This window comes from Mesorhizobium sp. LSHC412B00 (assembly GCF_000503035.1).
Classification (GTDB): Bacteria; Pseudomonadota; Alphaproteobacteria; order Rhizobiales; family Rhizobiaceae; genus Mesorhizobium.
In genome coordinates, this window is record NZ_AYWB01000035.1 from 1 (window position 1) to 15894 (window position 15894).

22 protein-coding genes, 1 pseudogene and 1 riboswitch are annotated in these 15894 nt (G+C 64.3%); of the genes and pseudogenes, 9 read left to right on the plus strand and 14 right to left on the minus strand.

Features of this window, described 5'->3' with window-relative positions:
• Window positions 1-45: 45 nt before the first annotated feature.
• The 4 genes from X757_RS135750 to X757_RS135735 form a co-directional block, all read right to left on the minus strand.
• Entirely contained in the window at window positions 46-1053 is a 1008-nt protein-coding gene (locus X757_RS135750) for an ABC transporter substrate-binding protein (RefSeq protein ID WP_023689009.1), read from the minus strand.
• Window positions 1050-1832 carry an ABC transporter ATP-binding protein gene (locus X757_RS135745; RefSeq protein WP_023689010.1) on the minus strand — a complete coding sequence of 261 codons (783 nt, stop codon included), beginning with the start codon at window positions 1830-1832 and terminating at the stop codon, window positions 1050-1052. The genes X757_RS135750 and X757_RS135745 overlap by 4 nt, the downstream gene beginning before the upstream one ends.
• Window positions 1829-2671: an ABC transporter permease gene (locus X757_RS135740; RefSeq protein ID WP_031251760.1), complete on the minus strand. Its 843-nt coding sequence runs from the start codon at window positions 2669-2671 to the stop codon at window positions 1829-1831. The genes X757_RS135745 and X757_RS135740 overlap by 4 nt, the downstream gene beginning before the upstream one ends.
• 255 nt (window positions 2672-2926) lie before the next feature.
• Entirely contained in the window at window positions 2927-3535 is a 609-nt protein-coding gene (locus X757_RS135735) for a YkoF family thiamine/hydroxymethylpyrimidine-binding protein (RefSeq protein ID WP_023670364.1), read from the minus strand.
• Window positions 3526-3638: riboswitch (TPP riboswitch) on the minus strand. Its footprint overlaps the gene before it by 10 nt.
• A 210-nt stretch (window positions 3639-3848) precedes the next feature.
• On the opposite strand from X757_RS135735, the pseudogene X757_RS135730 reads away from it, so the two are divergent.
• Window positions 3849-4238, plus strand: a pseudogene (locus tag X757_RS135730) (GSU2403 family nucleotidyltransferase fold protein); the annotation flags it as partial.
• A gap of 265 nt (window positions 4239-4503) precedes the next feature.
• The gene (locus X757_RS135725) at window positions 4504-4755 is read left to right on the plus strand and encodes a hypothetical protein (protein WP_023684826.1); all 252 of its coding nucleotides are present in this window, start codon (window positions 4504-4506) and stop codon (window positions 4753-4755) included.
• Between the two features lie 159 nt (window positions 4756-4914).
• Here the strand turns inward: X757_RS135725 and X757_RS135720 are convergent, their stop codons facing one another.
• From X757_RS135720 to X757_RS135705, 4 genes are all read right to left on the minus strand, one after another.
• Entirely contained in the window at window positions 4915-5154 is a 240-nt protein-coding gene (locus X757_RS135720) for a DUF2934 domain-containing protein (RefSeq protein WP_023684825.1), read from the minus strand.
• A gap of 92 nt (window positions 5155-5246) precedes the next feature.
• Window positions 5247-5462: a hypothetical protein gene (locus X757_RS135715; RefSeq protein WP_023670360.1), complete on the minus strand. Its 216-nt coding sequence runs from the start codon at window positions 5460-5462 to the stop codon at window positions 5247-5249.
• A gap of 98 nt (window positions 5463-5560) precedes the next feature.
• The gene (locus tag X757_RS135710) at window positions 5561-5890 is read right to left on the minus strand and encodes a DUF1236 domain-containing protein (protein WP_023670359.1); all 330 of its coding nucleotides are present in this window, start codon (window positions 5888-5890) and stop codon (window positions 5561-5563) included.
• Between the two features lie 341 nt (window positions 5891-6231).
• Window positions 6232-6534, minus strand: a complete 303-nt coding sequence (locus tag X757_RS135705; RefSeq protein WP_023728138.1) for a hypothetical protein — start codon at window positions 6532-6534, stop codon at window positions 6232-6234.
• A gap of 161 nt (window positions 6535-6695) precedes the next feature.
• Between X757_RS135705 and X757_RS0135395 the strand changes: the two genes are divergently transcribed.
• Window positions 6696-7022 carry a hypothetical protein gene (locus X757_RS0135395; RefSeq protein ID WP_023670357.1) on the plus strand — a complete coding sequence of 109 codons (327 nt, stop codon included), beginning with the start codon at window positions 6696-6698 and terminating at the stop codon, window positions 7020-7022.
• 395 nt (window positions 7023-7417) lie between these two features.
• Here the strand turns inward: X757_RS0135395 and X757_RS135700 are convergent, their stop codons facing one another.
• The 3 genes from X757_RS135700 to X757_RS135690 form a co-directional block, all read right to left on the minus strand.
• On the minus strand, window positions 7418-7639 hold the full coding sequence (locus X757_RS135700) for a hypothetical protein (protein WP_023670355.1): 222 nt from the start codon (window positions 7637-7639) through the stop codon (window positions 7418-7420).
• Between the two features lie 263 nt (window positions 7640-7902).
• Entirely contained in the window at window positions 7903-8310 is a 408-nt protein-coding gene (locus tag X757_RS135695) for a hypothetical protein (protein WP_023684822.1), read from the minus strand.
• Window positions 8311-8464: 154 nt separating this feature from the next.
• Window positions 8465-8701 carry a hypothetical protein gene (locus tag X757_RS135690; protein ID WP_023670353.1) on the minus strand — a complete coding sequence of 79 codons (237 nt, stop codon included), beginning with the start codon at window positions 8699-8701 and terminating at the stop codon, window positions 8465-8467.
• Between the two features lie 233 nt (window positions 8702-8934).
• Between X757_RS135690 and dinB the strand changes: the two genes are divergently transcribed.
• Window positions 8935-10176 (plus strand): DNA polymerase IV, encoded by a 1242-nt coding sequence (dinB, locus tag X757_RS135685; protein ID WP_023728140.1) that lies wholly within the window; start codon window positions 8935-8937, stop codon window positions 10174-10176.
• 26 nt (window positions 10177-10202) lie between these two features.
• On the opposite strand, the gene X757_RS135680 is transcribed toward dinB, so the two are convergent.
• The gene (locus X757_RS135680; protein ID WP_023728141.1) at window positions 10203-11165 is read right to left on the minus strand and encodes a LysR family transcriptional regulator; all 963 of its coding nucleotides are present in this window, start codon (window positions 11163-11165) and stop codon (window positions 10203-10205) included.
• Window positions 11166-11276: 111 nt separating this feature from the next.
• On the opposite strand from X757_RS135680, the gene X757_RS135675 reads away from it, so the two are divergent.
• The 5 genes from X757_RS135675 to X757_RS1000000168375 all read left to right on the plus strand — a co-directional run bounded on the left by X757_RS135675 (window position 11277) and on the right by X757_RS1000000168375 (window position 13403).
• Entirely contained in the window at window positions 11277-12188 is a 912-nt protein-coding gene (locus X757_RS135675) for an SDR family oxidoreductase (RefSeq protein WP_023728142.1), read from the plus strand.
• A 2-nt stretch (window positions 12189-12190) separates the two neighbouring features.
• Complete coding sequence (locus tag X757_RS135670) at window positions 12191-12781, plus strand: DUF924 family protein (RefSeq protein ID WP_023728143.1); 591 nt, start codon at window positions 12191-12193, stop codon at window positions 12779-12781.
• A 199-nt stretch (window positions 12782-12980) separates the two neighbouring features.
• Window positions 12981-13079: a hypothetical protein gene (locus X757_RS1000000167505; protein WP_023670351.1), complete on the plus strand. Its 99-nt coding sequence runs from the start codon at window positions 12981-12983 to the stop codon at window positions 13077-13079.
• 59 nt (window positions 13080-13138) lie between these two features.
• Window positions 13139-13237 (plus strand): hypothetical protein, encoded by a 99-nt coding sequence (locus X757_RS1000000167510; RefSeq protein WP_023684816.1) that lies wholly within the window; start codon window positions 13139-13141, stop codon window positions 13235-13237.
• Between the two features lie 73 nt (window positions 13238-13310).
• Entirely contained in the window at window positions 13311-13403 is a 93-nt protein-coding gene (locus X757_RS1000000168375) for a hypothetical protein (RefSeq protein ID WP_023689018.1), read from the plus strand.
• A gap of 90 nt (window positions 13404-13493) precedes the next feature.
• Here the strand turns inward: X757_RS1000000168375 and X757_RS135665 are convergent, their stop codons facing one another.
• Together X757_RS135665 and X757_RS135660 are read right to left on the minus strand one after the other, a co-directional pair.
• Window positions 13494-14669, minus strand: coding sequence for a hypothetical protein (locus X757_RS135665; protein WP_245275141.1), 1176 nt, complete (start codon window positions 14667-14669; stop codon window positions 13494-13496).
• 144 nt (window positions 14670-14813) lie between these two features.
• A complete protein-coding gene (locus X757_RS135660) occupies window positions 14814-15695 on the minus strand; it encodes a DMT family transporter (RefSeq protein ID WP_023728145.1) in 882 nt (293 codons plus the stop codon).
• Between the last annotated feature and the right edge of the window lie 199 nt (window positions 15696-15894).

The window sequence follows — 15894 nt, forward strand, 5'->3', positions numbered from 1 at the left end:
CCCCCTCTGTCGCCTTCGGCGACATCTCCCCCTCGAGGGGGGAGATTACGCTCCCAAAAACTCGTTCGTAAAATACCCCCCGAAATCCGGCTTCTCCTTCAGAGCCTTGCCATCGCCATCGAGCAATATGCCGGCCCTGAAGAGGTAGGTACCGATCGCCTCGATCTTGGCCCTGTCGATGGTGCCGATGACGCCGTCCTGGCTGCGCAAGAAATGCCCGTCGACGAGCATCTTCAGCGAAGCGTGGATCAGCGCCGGGTCGGTCAGCGCATCCTTGTTGGAAGCCATCAGCAGATCGCCGGCTTCCTGCGGGTGATCGCAGGCAAATTGGTAGCCGCGCCGCGTTGCCTCGACGAAGGCCGATGCGGCCTTCGGGTTTGCCTGGAGATAGGCATTGCTGGAGGCGATCAAGGTAGTGTGCTCGTCGGGCACGCCGTAGTCGGCGTAGCGGAAGCCGCGCTGCCTGACGCCTTTCAGCTCGGCAGCGACGCCTTCCCAGGTCGAGACCTCCAGCGTGAAGTCGACCGAGCCGTTGGCCAGCGCCTCATAGGCCGAGGTGCCTAATGTCACCGTCTCGAAAACGCCCTTGCCGCCATCGTGGCGGATGATGGTCGAGATCAGCGTGTTTTCCCAGGCGCTGCCGAAGCCGCCATAGGTCAGACCGTCGAGATTCCTGGGACTCTTGATCTCGCCGCGATCCGCGTTGAAGACCAACCGGCCGGTCTCCTGCTGGACCACGGCGTAGACCGCCTTGAGATCGGCGCCGGCAGCCCGCTGGGTGAACAGGCCGACGCCGGCAATGCCGAAATCGGCGATGCGGTTGGCGACCAGCGTGCCGCCGCCAGTATCGCCATAGGGCAGGATCTCAACATCGAGCCCGACCTCGTGGTAGAACCCTTTGTCGCGGGCAACGAACAGGCCGACATGGTTGGTGTTGACCGTCCAGTCGAGCGCGACGGTGATTTTTTGCGTAGCCGCATGAGCGCGAGAGGCAAGCGGCAGTCCGGCAGCCAGCGTCAGCAGCAAAGCCTGCCGGCGTGTGAATTCGGTCATGAAAAACTCCTTTGAGCGGTCTGCGGGAACGAGGGCCGGTCAGTCCCGGGATTGAGCAGCGTGTCGAGGATGTCGGCTTCGAGCGCGGCGGCCTGGCGCGCGGCATCGCTGCCGGTGGTGCGCGGGCGCGGCAGCGGCACGGCAATCTCGCCGATGATGCGGGCCGGCCGCGCCGACATCAGATAGATGCGATCGGAGAGGTAGACGGCTTCGCGCACGTCATGGGTGATCAGCAGCGCCGTCCAGCGTTGGCGCTGCCACATGCCTTCCAGCCAGCGCTGCATACCCGCGCGGGTCAGTGCATCCAGCGCGCCAAAGGGCTCGTCGAGCAGCAGCATGTCGCGCTGCTGCACCACGGTGCGCAAAAGGGCGGCGCGCTGGCGCATGCCGCCGGAAAGCTCGGCCGGCCAGGCGCGCTCGAAACCGGCAAGGCCGAACTCAGCGAACAACGGCGCGACGCGTTCGCGCGCCGCCTTGCGGCCAAGACCCTGCACTTCCAGCCCCAGCGTCACATTGTCGATGACGCGCCGCCACGGCATCAGCGCGTCGCGCTGCGGCATGAAGGCGAAGGGGCTGCCCTGCAATGGCGCGCCGTCGAAGCGCATGTCGCCCTCGCCTTTCAGCGCGCCGGTCAGCAACTGGAACAGCGTCGACTTGCCGGCGCCGGAAGGGCCGAGGATGGAGACGAACTCGCCGGCCGCGACATGAAGCGAAATGCCGGCGAGCACCTCAAGCGCGCCGAAGTTCTTCCTGATGTCCCGGAGTTCGAGCCGCGTCATTGACGGTTCTCTTCTGCAGCTTCAACCTTGCCGTCGCGGCTTTCGCTCCCTGCATTCTCCCAAGGCATGGCGAAGCGCTGGACGAGCACCGCAATGGCGAACAAGACAAGCGTGAGCGCGGCGCTGACGGCGACCGCGGCGAGCACCAGATCGGGCCGAAAGTTGTTCTTGGCATTGAGCATGTAGATGCCCAGCCCCTTCGCCGCCCCCGCATATTCGGCGAAGATCGCGCCGACGACGGCGTAGGTGATGGAGATGCGCAGCCCGGCGAAGAAATAGGGCAGCGCCGAAGGCAGGCGCGCCAGCCAGAAGATGCGCCAGCGCCCTGCCCCCATGGTGGCGAGCATCTGCGAAATCGCCTTGCTGGTCGCGGCAAAACCCTCGACCAGCGCCACCATCATCGGGAAGAAGGTAACGAGCGCCACAAGCAAGATTTTTGGCATCAGCCCGAAGCCGAACCACAGTACGATGAGCGGCGCAATCGCGACCAGCGGCAAGGTCTGGCTGACAATCAGCAGCGGAAACAGCGCGCGGCGCAGCGGGGCCAAGAAATCGACCAGCGCCGAAAGCACGAAGGTAGCGACCAACGAGCAGGCGAAGCCGGCTGATGTGGCGCGGATGGTGGGCAGCGTGTTGTCGGCAAGGGCAGCGCGATGCTCCCAGGCCTGCTGCAGCACGCGCGACGGCGCCGGCAGCATGGTGGGCGCAGCGCCACCATAGCGGGCGTAGAGCTCCCACGCCGCGAGGAGCAGGGCGGAGGCGCAGGCGGCGGGGATGGTCTTGGCGATGGCTGCGGCTAATCTCCCCCCTCGAGGGGGAGATGTCGCCGAAGGCGACAGAGGGCGTCGTCTCGCATAGAGCGCCCACGCCTTGCCGATGCGAAAAGGACGTCGGCGCTCCACGCGCTGGGACCCCCTCTGGCCTGCCGGCCATCTCCTGCTCGAGGGGGGAGATTCGTGGGCATCGCGGTCTTCGCCAATCGCCAATGGCTCCCCTCCTCTCTGTGCTGAGGGGTCAGAGGCATCTCCTCCACGCAATGGGTCAGATAAACCAGCCACGGCAATATCCTCAAGGAACGACGCTTGAGCCGCGGCTCAGACGGCGCTCGGGCTGTTCGCCGAGATCGTGATGTCGAGGGTGACGTGGCCGGCGCCGGGGCCGAAGCGGCAGAAGGCCTCGTTGAGCGTGGCAAACACCGCACCGGCATCGCCACGCAATTTGGTGCAGAAGTTCTTTGAGCGCTCAAAGACGCCGGACTGTTTCAGGAAATCGATGCAGCCGTAGATCTCGTCCATATGGTCGCCCGTGCCCATAACGTAGAGCGAGAACTGCGCCGCCACCGGCTGGCCGGTCGACGGCGTGGCCTGGACAGCGCGGATCGCGGCGATCTTGCGCTCGTCCAGCGGAATGGCGGGGCCGCCGGTCTCGTCGGAGCGGCAGATCGGATCGTCGGGCTCGCCCGGACAGCCGCGCGAGACCGCCGCCGAAAGCACGCAGTGCTTGCCGCTTTTGGCCGCCGCGACGAACAGGTCGCGCATGGCGGGAAACAGCACCTCGGGCGGCCCGACCATAAGGGTCGAGATGTCATCGGTTTCGATCCGCAGCCGGTCGCGCCAGGGATCGAGCGCGCCGAGCGCGCCGAGGATGACGCCGACGAAATCGTCGGTCATGGGATAAAGGGAAATCTGTGCGCCTGAAAACATCGCCCGCCTCGCTCCGCTGGTATTATCCAGATCAGCTTTAGGGTCCGAAGGCTTGCCGCCCTCATCTCAGCCCCGACGATACGGAGCACCCCTGTGGATGGGCGGGTTAAAGCACCGTTCGCGGCATTGGGGAAGCCGTTTGTTGAGGCACTGCGGGAAAGTGTTTTGGGCCAGACGTGCCGGGCGCCCGGGCGTTAACAGACGACTCGTCAGTTCGTTGCGTTATAACGTTTCCACGAACTTCTTATAACTGCGTTGAAATTCAAGCTGATAAACGTAATTATAAGAAAACGGCAGAGACTCCGCGCAGCCCTTACGGTTTCTGGATTTCCTTATCCGCGACCCCATCCGGACTGTGCTCCTGCATCGCTCGGGCTTGCCTGTGCTGGTCCCCTCGCCCCAGCGCTACGCCATCCACAAGCTGATCGTCGCCTCGCGACGCGGGCCGAGCGCTGGCGCCAAGCGGGAGAAGGATCTCCATCAAGCGCGCCTGCTGACCCAAGCGCTCGAAGCCACGCGTCGCCAGGACGACCTTGCCTTCGCCTTCATGGAAGCGTGGGACAAGGGCGAAAACTGGCGCGAGACGATCCGGGGCGGCTTGAACCTGTTCGACGCCGCCACGAGGGAAAACAGTCACACCATCCTGGGGAAATCCCTCCGCGAAATTGGTGCGACTCCTGAAGGATTCACGATGCGGGATTAGCTGAAGCGACCGCTGCTATATTCATTTCCATCGTCCCAACCGTACGAAATTGGCTTGACGCTTATTCGTACATAAAGTACGATATCTCTTTTCGCAGAGAGGAATGTCCTTGAGCACAGCGAACCATGTTGCCTTCGCCGATCTCTCTCGGCCTTTGCTGTCACCCCCGTCGTTGCCGCCGCCTTTGTTGCCGCCGCCTTTATTGCCGCCCCCTTTGTTGCCCTTGTCATTCGATCAGTGCCAACGCCTCGCCGGGGCCTGGCGAATGGCCAGCCAGGACATCGCCGACGACATCCGCTTCATCCGCCAATATCTGAAAGTCGTTGCCGAGAAGGACGAGAGGCTGTCGACCGGCACCCTTGTTCACAGCCGCGCCTATGTAGAGGCCTGCGCCGGCTGGCTGCCACAGACCGTGACGCGCTATCTGCGCCACCTGCGCCAGATCACCGAATGCGAACTGGCCATGACAGCTGCCGGCATTCGCTTTGCGCTGTCGAGTTATGCCTGGGAGGCATGAGGGCGCCTGTCGCCAAACACAAGGAATTGCGCTGCCCGTCGCAGGCGCAATTCGTCAGGTTGAGAGGCTCGGGCGCGCCTGAACGGCGGGCGCCAAGGATGGCCCGGCCAGCGAATTCCGGCCTTGCTTTATTTCGACTGGTCTTATTTCGACTTGGCCTTATTTCGATTTGGCTTTGCCGGACTTTGCGGCGGCAGGCTTCGCTGCCTTTGGCTTGGCGGCTGCCTTGGCGGGCTTGGCGTCAGCTTTCTTCGCCGCCTTTTTTGGCTTGGCGACCGCGCCATCGACTTCAGCCGTGGCCTGCTCCCAGTGTTCCTGATGCGCGCCTTCAGGCCGGCCGGCCTTTTCCCAGATCTCGTGCGCGCGCTGGCGAATGCGGTCCTGTTTGTCGTCCGTCACTTAAGCCTCCGTGGTTGGGTCCGGTCGGTTGGTCCAGATTCCACGAAAACATTAGCCGAAAATTCGGCCGGCGTCTTGAGTGACGAGACATCTCAGCGCGGGTCGGAAATCACCGCAACGCCGAGCAGCGCCGCTTTCTTGACGATCAGCCCCGCGAGGTCGGCATCCGAACGATCGGTGCCGGTGCGCTCCCGCAGGAGCGCGATCGCTTCCTTCATCGATAACAGCGCCGTGTTGCGCTCGGCCAGCAACTTGTCGCAACACGCCGCAACATTGGCGGAGTTCGGGGTCTCGACATGCGGCAACATGGCAATTCTCCTTTCATCATGTTCGTCATTCGGCCCTGCCGCCCTTTTGGGAAGAACGACAGGGCCGTATCACCGATGAATGGTTAGGTTGTCGAGCGTTACTCGACCACCTCGACAATCCTGCGCGTGCTGGGGTCGACCAACACGGTATGGTTGTCGACGACGGCGTATCTGTACTGAACGTCGGGAACCTCCTGCAGCTCGACAGTGTCAGGCAAGGCAGTGCCGACATTCAATTCGACGCCGAGCAGATTGACAGAGGCAAGCGGATGTTTCTTTACGTACTGGTGCACGACCGTGCGCTGTTCCGGGGTGATGATCACCTGCTGCTGTGCCGGCTGCGTGACGATCACCTCGTCGGCGGCGGCAATGCCGATACCAGCGATCATGGCGAGCCCGGCGACGGCGGGAATAAGGATGGTTTTCATCTTCGTCTCCTGTCGTTGTTGGCGAGCTCCGCCGTGTTCCCGCATGAGGCGAAAACAGCGCAGATCGAGGTGGCGGGCTCCTGGAGGCAAACGCAGCCGGTACGGTCTTGTTCCGCAAGCGGAGACTAAATTGATCGGCTTCCCGGTCATGCCCGCAGAACCCGCACCCGCAAGATTCGCATTGAAGCACAATCCCTCAGGAGACCTTCGACATGGATGATGCACGGCTCCAATTCCGGTGGCGATTGCGGCCGGCGCCGGCATTGATCCGGTGACCGCGTCGCCCGGCCAAGATCGGAACCGACCGCCTTCGTGCCACGCCGTGAAGTTTCAAGCAAAGGTCATTGCTTCGGCGGCTGCCCAGGCACCTCGCCAGGCTTGATCACCGGCGTCTTGCCCTGATCCGGCGGCGGCTGCGTCATACCCTGGTCACCACTGGGCGGCGGCTGCAGCACGCCGCCGCAGGGACCGAGCGTGCTGGTCGATTCGCCGCCGCCATTGGCGACCGGCGGCTTCTGACCATCGTCCTGAGGCTGCGCTTGGCAAGGCGCGGCAGGGCCGTTCTGGTCGCTATTGTCCTGCGCGGCCGCCGGGTCGACCAGCGCCAAGAGCAGCACGCATGGGATGAGGGGGAAAGTCTTCATGGTCCAGCTCCTCTGGATTCATCTCCTTGGCAAAGCAGACTAGTCCTTGGCAAAGCAGACTGGCGGCAATTGGTTCCACTGAAGCTGGAGTGGTTGCTGGAACCTGGCAGCCGGAAGTGAGTTCCACCTTCTCGACGCTAAGCCGCCCAGAGGAGGCAATCATGGAACGAAACAGAAAACCCAATGACGAGGTCGAGGCGCCACCGAGCAAAAACGATGCCCGCGACAGGATCGCCAATGATGACGTGGAAGCGCCGACGCCGGGTCGGCAGGATTGGGATGCGCTGCGTGGCGCAACGGTCCTGCCCGACGGAGCAGATGAGGAAAGCCTGCCGGACACCACCGGTGTCGAGAAGGAAGGCGAACTGCCCGAGGAGGATGACGACAACCCCTACCAGGACAGTGACGATGCCTTGCCCGACGACGCCGAGGAAGCCGCCATTGGTCACGACCTGGCGAGGCGCGGCGGCCCGTTCGACGACGTGTAAGGCAGCGACCGCGGACTTTCGAGAAGTTTCCCGGGACGTCCACGCCGTCACCAGTTGGACCAAGGATGAGCTGAAGGCGATGCCGGAGCATCGCGATTGATATTTCGAAGGATCCGGCTGGCCGGATCCTTCGTTTAAGGCGCCTTGGCGATTTTGGCTTAGCCCTTGTGGTCAAGGGCTGGACGGCGACGCAATCTCAGCACGTTCGACAGCCGCGAGGCAGCCGAGAAGCACGAACGCGAAGTCCGATATTTCAAGCGCCGTGGAGGCCGCTCGCCTGAAAGCTTCAAAGTGCGCAAGAGATCCCCGGCGCGGGCGGTGCGGGCACGCTCGCATGCAGCGCTGCGAATCGGGCCATCGACCGCCGGCACTTGAGTGCCGACGGGCTCTGGCCTTCAGTTCGACCCGGGATCGCCGAGCGCCTCGGTGACGAAGGACGCCGCGATCAGGTCGTCGGCGTCGAGGCGTAGGGAGCCTTCGACACCCCCCATGATGGCCGCGACCTTCTGGAAGGTCTGCATCTCGTGTTCAGTAACGCTGGCGTCTCGCATCCTGGCTTTCAGATCGGCGATGCGTCGGCCCAGTGAGGCCGACGTTCCGATTTCTCTGTTCGACATGGTGGCCTGCTCCTCCCCCAACCCATGCTGTGGACGTACTCAAGTCTGCCTATATATAAGGCAGCGCGAATACAGTCGCCGCAACGCGCGATATCTGGGAAGGTTCCGGCGCCAAATAGTCACGAAATAATACGTGGTGGGACTCGGGTATGTTAAGCGCCGACGCGGCGATAGACACCGCAGCCAGCGGCTGCGGCCATCGGCCTGGCCAACCCGCGTGGCGGGTCGCGAACGCGGGTCGGACTTGATCGCTGCGCGAACAGTCAGCGAGAAGCCGGCACCACGCCGGACACCGAGCGCGCCGTTTCGGGCGAAAACACCACGAAAGCAAAAACCAGAACGGCAGCGGCGACGATGAGCGAGCCGCCGGCGACGATCGGTTCAAGCGCCGGGTTTCCCTGCAGCATCACATACAGCGCCGGCAGCATGATCACCAGGCCGAGTGTGTAGAGCCCGTAGTGGATCATGGCGATGCGACGCGCCGCCTTTTGCGGATTGAGCGCGTAGTAGCCGCCGAAGATGGCGCTCGTCACCCAACCGAGCAGATTGATATGCGCGTGCGCCGGAAAAGCGGCGTGGTCGCCCGAGATCGCCATCTGCAGGCCGGCCGCAATCCCCAACATCAGGAACAAGATGGCAGTTTTGAAAAAGAGTTCTGAAACCCTCGGCATGTCATTTCTCCCCCTATGCGGTCTGCGACCGCTTGCGACCTGGAGAATACACCCACGCGCAGAACTTTTCCACGCCCCGGTTATGGGGCCATGCCTGCACAGCTTTTTGCACGCTGTTCGACTTTTCTGGCTGCCACAACCCGGCGCCGCCGCGCTACGGCGTCAGCAAGATGTCGGCGCCCGCTCGCTCGTCGAACACCACCGCGCAGCCGCGCCCCAGCGCCACTGCCGACAGCGCGTTGGCCACCGTCTCGTCCGGCGATACGAAATCACCGGTCAGCACTCGCAACTCCTCCACCGCCCTGGCCATTGACACGCAGTGCCCGGCAACGCGATCGCTCGTGCAGGCGTCAATGACGCTGACGAGGTCGATCATCTCGAACTGGCCCATACCGGCCTCCACAAAAACAGCGTCCCGTCGCGGATATGAACGCCGAGGCGAGAGACAATGTTCCGCAGGTCCGATGCCCAGGCGGAGCACTCGACAGCCCGACCTGGAACGGGCCGGCCGGCGACAACCGCTTCGCTTGACAATAGGCCCTGTTTGTTCTCTATTTGTTCGGCAAAAACGCCTCTCACAACAGACGCGGCTAATGCTGCAACGCCGCAAAGGGAACGGTCGGGATGGAGCCCACCATCCTGCATGCGGATCTCGACGCCTTCTACGCCTCGGTCGAGCAGCTGCTCGACCCGGCGCTCAGGGGCAAGCCGATCGCCGTCGGCGGCGGCGTCGTGCTTGCCGCTTCCTACGAAGCCAGGGTTTTCGGCGTGCGCGGCGGCATGCCCGGACGACGCGCGCGCGAGCTTTGCCCCGGACTGATCTTCGTCGGCGGCCATTTCGCCGACTATCAGCGGCTGGGCGACGCCGCCATCAAGGTGCTCGACGATTTCACGCCGCTGGTCGAGCGGATTTCCATCGATGAAGCCTTTGCCGACGTCGCCGGCTGCACGCATCTGTTCGGGCCGCCGGCCGAGATCGCCGCCACGGTGCGTCGGCGCGTCCGGGCAGAGCTCGGCCTGCCGATCTCGATCGGCGTGGCGCGCACCAAGCATCTGGCCAAGATCGCCTCGCAGGTGGCCAAGCCCGACGGCCTGGTGGTGGTCGATCCGAACACCGAACTTGCCTTCCTGCATGATCTGCCGGTCGGCCTGATGTGGGGCGTCGGCCCGGCGACCAAGGCGCGGCTGGCCGAGATCGGCATCGAGACCATCGGCCAGTTGGCAAAGACGCATAGCGGGGCGCTGCGAAGGTTGCTCGGGCCCGCCACCGGCGAAAAGCTGGCGTCGCTGGCATGGAACCGCGACCCGCGAAAGCTCGAAACCCACAGGCGGTCGCATTCCGCCGGCGCGCAGTCGGCGCTTGGCAGACGGCCGGCCGAGGCGCGTATCTTCGGACCCGTCCTGCTGCATCTGGCAGACCGGGTCGCCAGCCGGCTCAGGGCGAAATCACGGCCCGGGCGCACGGTGACGGTGCGCGTGCGTTTCGCCGATCTGCACGCGGTCACACGCTCGCTGACGCTCGAGCAACCGATTTCGGCAACCGCGATGCTGGCCGAAATCGCCGGGGAGCTGGTGCGCGGCGTGCTGGCCGCCAACCCTCGGGAGAAGACCATCTCGCTGCTGGCGATCTCGGTGTCGCAGCTGGAAGAAAGTGCCGAGCTGCAGTTGGAGCTGCCGCTCGGGCTTGCCGATGAAAAGCAGCGACCCGGCAGCAGGCAAGGCCTGGCGCGCTTTGGCGCCGACCGCGCCATCGACAAGATCCGCCAGCGCTTTGGCAGAGAGGCTGTCGGCTATGGCGCCGTGGCGCTGGAAGCCCGGCGCTCGGTTCCCGATGCCTTCCGCGAACTGGCGGAAAAGGAACTGTGAGTGCGGCGCGACGGCAAGGCCAATGTTTAGGCTGGGCCAGTCCGCGCTGCATTGCCGCTCTGTTTGAGCAGGCCGACCAACCAGGCCAGACCCGCATCCATCAGCGCAACCTTCGGCACGATGCTGTTGATGTTGAAGTGGCCGAGCCGGATGGGCGCATCGACGCCGACGACACCGAAACGGCCGCCATACATGGCGAGGAACCGGCGCGGATAGGCCGATATCAGATCAGTCTGAGCAAGCACGGCCAGTCCGAACATAAAGTTGGGGACAGTCAGCGCGACGCGACGCGACAGGCCGCGTTCAGCCAGCACCCTGTCGACAAACCCGTTCGGATCGCCATTGTTCGAGACGACCATATGCTGCACGCTGCAATAGGCGTCGAGGCACGGATCGCCGGCGAAGCGGTGGCCGGCGCGCATGGCGACGACGAAATCCTCCTCATAGAGCTTGTCGACGGTGAAGCGTGCCGGCAGGCCGTCGAACGGAATCACCGCGACATCCATGGCGCGCGCTTCGAGTTCGGCGACACAGTCGCTCCAGGCAGTAGTGGGCGACGGTTCACCTTGGCGCGGCAGCAGTTGCCGGATGCCGATGTCGATGCCGGGGGCCAAAAAGCGGATCTGGTCGAGCAGCGGCGGCAGGAGCACGGACGACACCGCATCCGGCGCACCGATGGTGAAGCGGCGCGTCGAGCGGGCCGGATCGAACGGCTCGGCGCTGGCGATCACCCGGCGCACCCGCGCCAGGATCTCGGCCACCGGTTCGGCAAGCTCCGTTGCCCGGTCGGTGGGCACGACGCCGCGCGGCGTCTTCAGGAACAACGGATCCCCAAGCAGCTTGCGCAGCCGGCCAAGGCCATGGCTGACCGCCGAGGCCGACAGGTTTAGCCGCTCCGCCGAGCGACCGACATGCCGCTCCTCCATGATGGCTTGGAACAAGACCAGCAAATTGAGATCGGCGCGCGCCAAGTCAATTTTGTTCAGCATATTCCTGAAATCATATCACTGGATTCAGCAGAGTAAAGTTGCGAATGCCTTCTTCGACGCGAAGACGGTGGTGCCGGTTTCGTCGGCACTCATTCAGAGAGGAGCAAATCCATGCCAAACTTTCCCAATTCGATTCTGGTCACCGGCGCCTCCGGCGCCCAAGGGTCGGCCATTGTCAGCGCTTGCCGCGCCGCCGGCCCCACGGTGCGTGTCCTGTTACGCAAGGGCTCGCCCGATCCGTTCGGCGATGGGGTCAACATCGTGCGCGGTGATCTCGCCGACCCCGGCCGACTGGCCCTCGCCTGCCTCGGCGTCGATGCGGTGGCGCTGACCTTGCCGGTCGGTGCAAGCCCTGAAGAGATCCTGCGCTACGGCCGCAACATTGCGGAGGCGGCGCAGCAAGGCGGCGTCAAGCTACTGGTGTTCAACACCAGCGGCCATGTGTCGGGCCATTCCGGCACGGCGGTGATGGATGCCAAGGCCGAACTCATCGACTACATCAAGACGTTCGGCCCGCCATCCATCGTCCTAAAGCCGACGCTGGCCATGAGCAATATCGCAGCGCCCTGGAGCGCGCCGGCGATCATGCATCAGGGCGTCCTCGCCTATCCGCTGCCGACCAACTTCCAGACCTCCTGGATCTCCTGGCAGGATATGGCGGCCTATGTGGTCGAAGCGCTGCGGCATCCGGAGCTTGCCGGTGCCAGCTTCGACATTGGCGGGCCGCAGGCGCTGACCGGACCGGAGATGGCCGTCATCCTGTCAGGCATTGTCGGCCGCGAAGTCAGCTATTATCCGGTGCCGCTGGCGGACTTCGCCGCCGCGCTCGAAACCATGCTCGGCAAGGACGCCGCCGAACAGACTGCCGCCAGCTATGCCTGGATCCACAGCCAGAAGCAGACCGTGCTTGCCGTCGATCTCGGCCAGACGACCCGTCTGCTGCCGGTGAAGCCGACCTCATTCGCCGATTGGGCAAGAGCGCTGGACTGGGCGGCACTGGCCGGCGATGCGAAGGCGGCCTGACAATGGACCCCATCGCAACCGTCGAACCGGGCGGCCTCGCCGCCCGGAAGAATGTGCCGGATGCCGCTGCCGCCGTGGTCGGCTTCTGGTGGCAGGCAGGACCTGCCGCGTGGTTCGCCAAGGATGCGGCCTTCGACCGCGAGTTTCGCGATCGCTTCCTGCGGCTGCATGAGGCCGCAGCGCGCGGCGACTGCGATGGCTGGATGGCGACGCCCTACGGGGCTCTGGCGCTGATCCTGCTGCTCGACCAGTTCCCGCGCAACGCCTTTCGCGACACGCCGCGCATGTATGCCAGCGACGCGAAGGCCCGCGCGATCGCTACTGAGGCGATCGATGCCGGGTTCCAGCGGATGGTCGATCCCTCGCTGCGGCTGTTCTTCGGGCTGCCCTTCGCGCATTCCGAAGCGATTGCCGACCAGGACCGCTCGGTGGCGCTGTCGCGCGACATCGGCCCGTCCGACCTGAAGCGGGCCGAACATCACCGCGACATCATCCGCCGTTTCGGACGTTTTCCGCACCGCAACCCGATCCTCGGTCGCGCCATGCACGCCCAAGAACAACGCTTTCTCGATGAAGGTGGATTTGCGGGTTAGAGCATGATTCCAAAAAGCGGGTCCGGTTTTTGGAAAAGATCATGCTCCAACAAAGGGTTAGATCATGATGAGATTGCAACCAAATCTCATCATGATCTAGTGCATCGGGACCGAGAAAACCCGGGGCGGGACGACGGCGCCGCGAAGGTTGACAGTGCCGATCCGTCTGGCATTATCGCGTAAGCTTGGAGGATTCACTATGAAGAAAACCTATTCGAAGCCTGTTCTGGTCAAAAAAGGCAAGCTTTCGCAGGTTACGGCGCTCGCCAATGGAGCGGGTTCCGGCCCGATCGAGTGAAGTCGTTGAGTCGGACTGTCGCCTGATCTGGCGGCCTCGCCTGACACTGGAGATGCGGCATGAAGAAGACCTATTCGAAGCCGGTGCTGGTCAAGAAGGGCAAGCTCTCGCAGGTTACAGCCGACAATGGTAACGGCTCCGGGCCGGTCGCCGTCTAGCGGCCGATTATCCGACGCCTCGTGCCGTCTGGCCGGGAACGGGGCTTTGGGTGCCCGACGTGGAGAGTGGAAAATGAGGAAGACCTATTCCAAGCCAGTGCTGGTAAAAAAGGGCAAGCTCTCGCAGATCACCGCGAACGGCGCTTCTGCTCCTATTCCGGGCTAAACTCGTTCCCCGGTAGATCGAGATCCTCCTGGCAGAGTCGGGCGGCTTGATCGTTTCCGGAGCATGATCTCCCGCAGGCGGCGGGACCGTTCAGCGCACAACCACCAGATCGTCGAGCACTAGCTGCCAATAGTGGCTCGTGGAGAGGCGTACGCGCGTCACCGCCGCCAGCATCGGCGCATAGTGGACGGGCGCCAGTGCCGACAGGACGATCGTGTCGCTGGCGATCAGCCGGTCGCCAAGCCAGCTCTCGACCAGTGCGGTTTCGCCTTCGGACTTCAACCATGCCGCTGTCAGCATCACGGAATGGAACCCGAACGGTTTGTCGCTCGAGAATTCGGCCGGGTGTCCGCTGCTCGTATAGCAGACATGGTCTCCCGAGATATTGCCGTTGACGTAGCCTTCGCTGCCTTCGGTATGATCGCGCGCCAGTGCGTTCAGGTTGAACCAGGTCAACCCGGCATAACCGGACGGCACCTTGCGCAGGCCGCGCGTCGTGACATCGTCGAAACCGATGGCCTGCAAGGACGCGGCGCTGTCGACAGCCGCGTTCTCGGGCGACAGCAGGCCGAGCTCGGTCGGGTAGGCGGACAAGGCCAGTCGTCGTTCCATGCCATCGCCGGTGACTTCGATCGCGTCGGCGTCATCGGGCAGATCGAGACGGAAGCCAGCCCCAGCACTTAGCGGATGCACCGCCACCTCTTGCCCTTTCGCCATCACCGAGATGCTCGCCGAAGCACCGTCCGCTACGCGGCCGCTGAGCCGGCGTATCGCAAACAGGCCGACCGGCTGCAGCATTGCTTCCGAGGCCAGCCCGGTGGGCGAGCCCGGCAGCGGCCGGAGGTGCTGCGACTGGACCTCGTTGGCGCTGCTGGAGCACCAGCCGGGCGGAACCGACACGGTGAAGCGGTAGCTGCCCGGCACATGGATGAGCGCGGCCCGACGTTTCGTCGACGCCAGGAAATTGGCAAAGCCGCCGCGATTGCTCCGCGCCGCGGCGACGAAGCGGCCGTCGCCATCATGCAGTCTGACCATGATGCCGGCCATCGGGCGGTCGCCGAGCCCGTAGCGGCCGTCGCGATCGGCATCGAAATAGACAAAGGACGAATGATTGAGCTTGCCGTGGTTGCCCGACCAGTCGCGGCGCACGGCGTAGTCGTTGGCCGGATCTTCACGAAGCCGGGCTCTGCGACGAGACCGCGCCAGCCGCCAGGCGAGAGCCGCAACGACAGCGGCGAACCCGACAAGGAGTATTGCCTTGATCACGGACGGCTCAAGCAATGCTGTCGGCCCTGCTCATCTGGATCTCCTGCGCATACATCGATCCATATATCGATGCTGCAGGCGCTTGAGCAACCGGACACGGGACCGGCGGACCACGGCATCGGCGTCACATACCCATTTCAGGCACTATTCCGGCGATGGCACCGGCGGCCTGATGGTCAGCGCGGCGCCGAAGGCGGCGACGACCACGGCGGCGATGCCCGCGCATTGCAACGGGCTCAGGATCTCGTGCAGGAACAGGAAGCCGGCCAGCGCGCCCAGCGCCGGCTCCAGACAGGTCAGCGTGCCGTAGAGCCTGGCCGGCATCCGGGTCAGCGCCACCATCTCCAGCCAGAACGGCAAGGCGCTGGAGAACAGCCCGACCAGCAGCGCGCTGACCAGGATCGCGGGTGCGATGAGGTTCGTGCCCGCCTCGGCCAGACCGAACGGCAGGCCGACGGCAGCGGCAATGACCAGCCCGTAAGCCGTGGTCTGGCTGCCAAGCTCCGCGCCGGCCTTTTGTGCAAAGACGATGTAGAGCGCCCAGCAGCCGCCGGCGGCCAGCGCCAGCATCACGCCGATCGGGTCGAGTGCACTGCCGGAGTGGATGAAGGGCGACAACAGCAATATGCCGGCAACGGCCAGCACCACCCAGACGAAGTCGGTGGCGCGCCGCGACGACAGCGTCGCCACGAGCAGCGGGCCGGAGAATTCGAGCGCCACCGCGACGCCGAGCGGAATTCTGGCGAGCGCTGCATAAAACAGCAGGTTCAGCGCCGCGAGGTTGACGCCGTAGGCGATGAGCCAGGGCAGCACGGCGCGCGACGGCCGCACCCGCCACGGCCTCAGCACCGCCGCCAGCATCAGCGCCCCCACGACCAGCCGCAGCGCCGTGGTGCCGTTGGCGCCAATCAGTGGAAACAGGCCCTTGGCGAAGGTGGCGCCGATCTGGATCGACACCATGGCGCCAAGCAACGCGCCGATCGGCAAGCCCTTCGCTTCAGCTGCGGCAATCGGCGTCGACGTCAATTCCAGTCCCTCCCCGCGCGACCAGCCGGCCGTAGCGCAGGCCGGAGATAGGGATAAAGGGCCTGGCTGTCGTGTGGCACGAGCGGGCTGTTGATAGGGCAAGGGTGGGAGGCGAACGCCGACGTGTCCAGCCGATAGATGGGTAACACTTTGAACCGGATACATAGGTGACACTTCTCTCCCCCTATGCGTCCGCCGC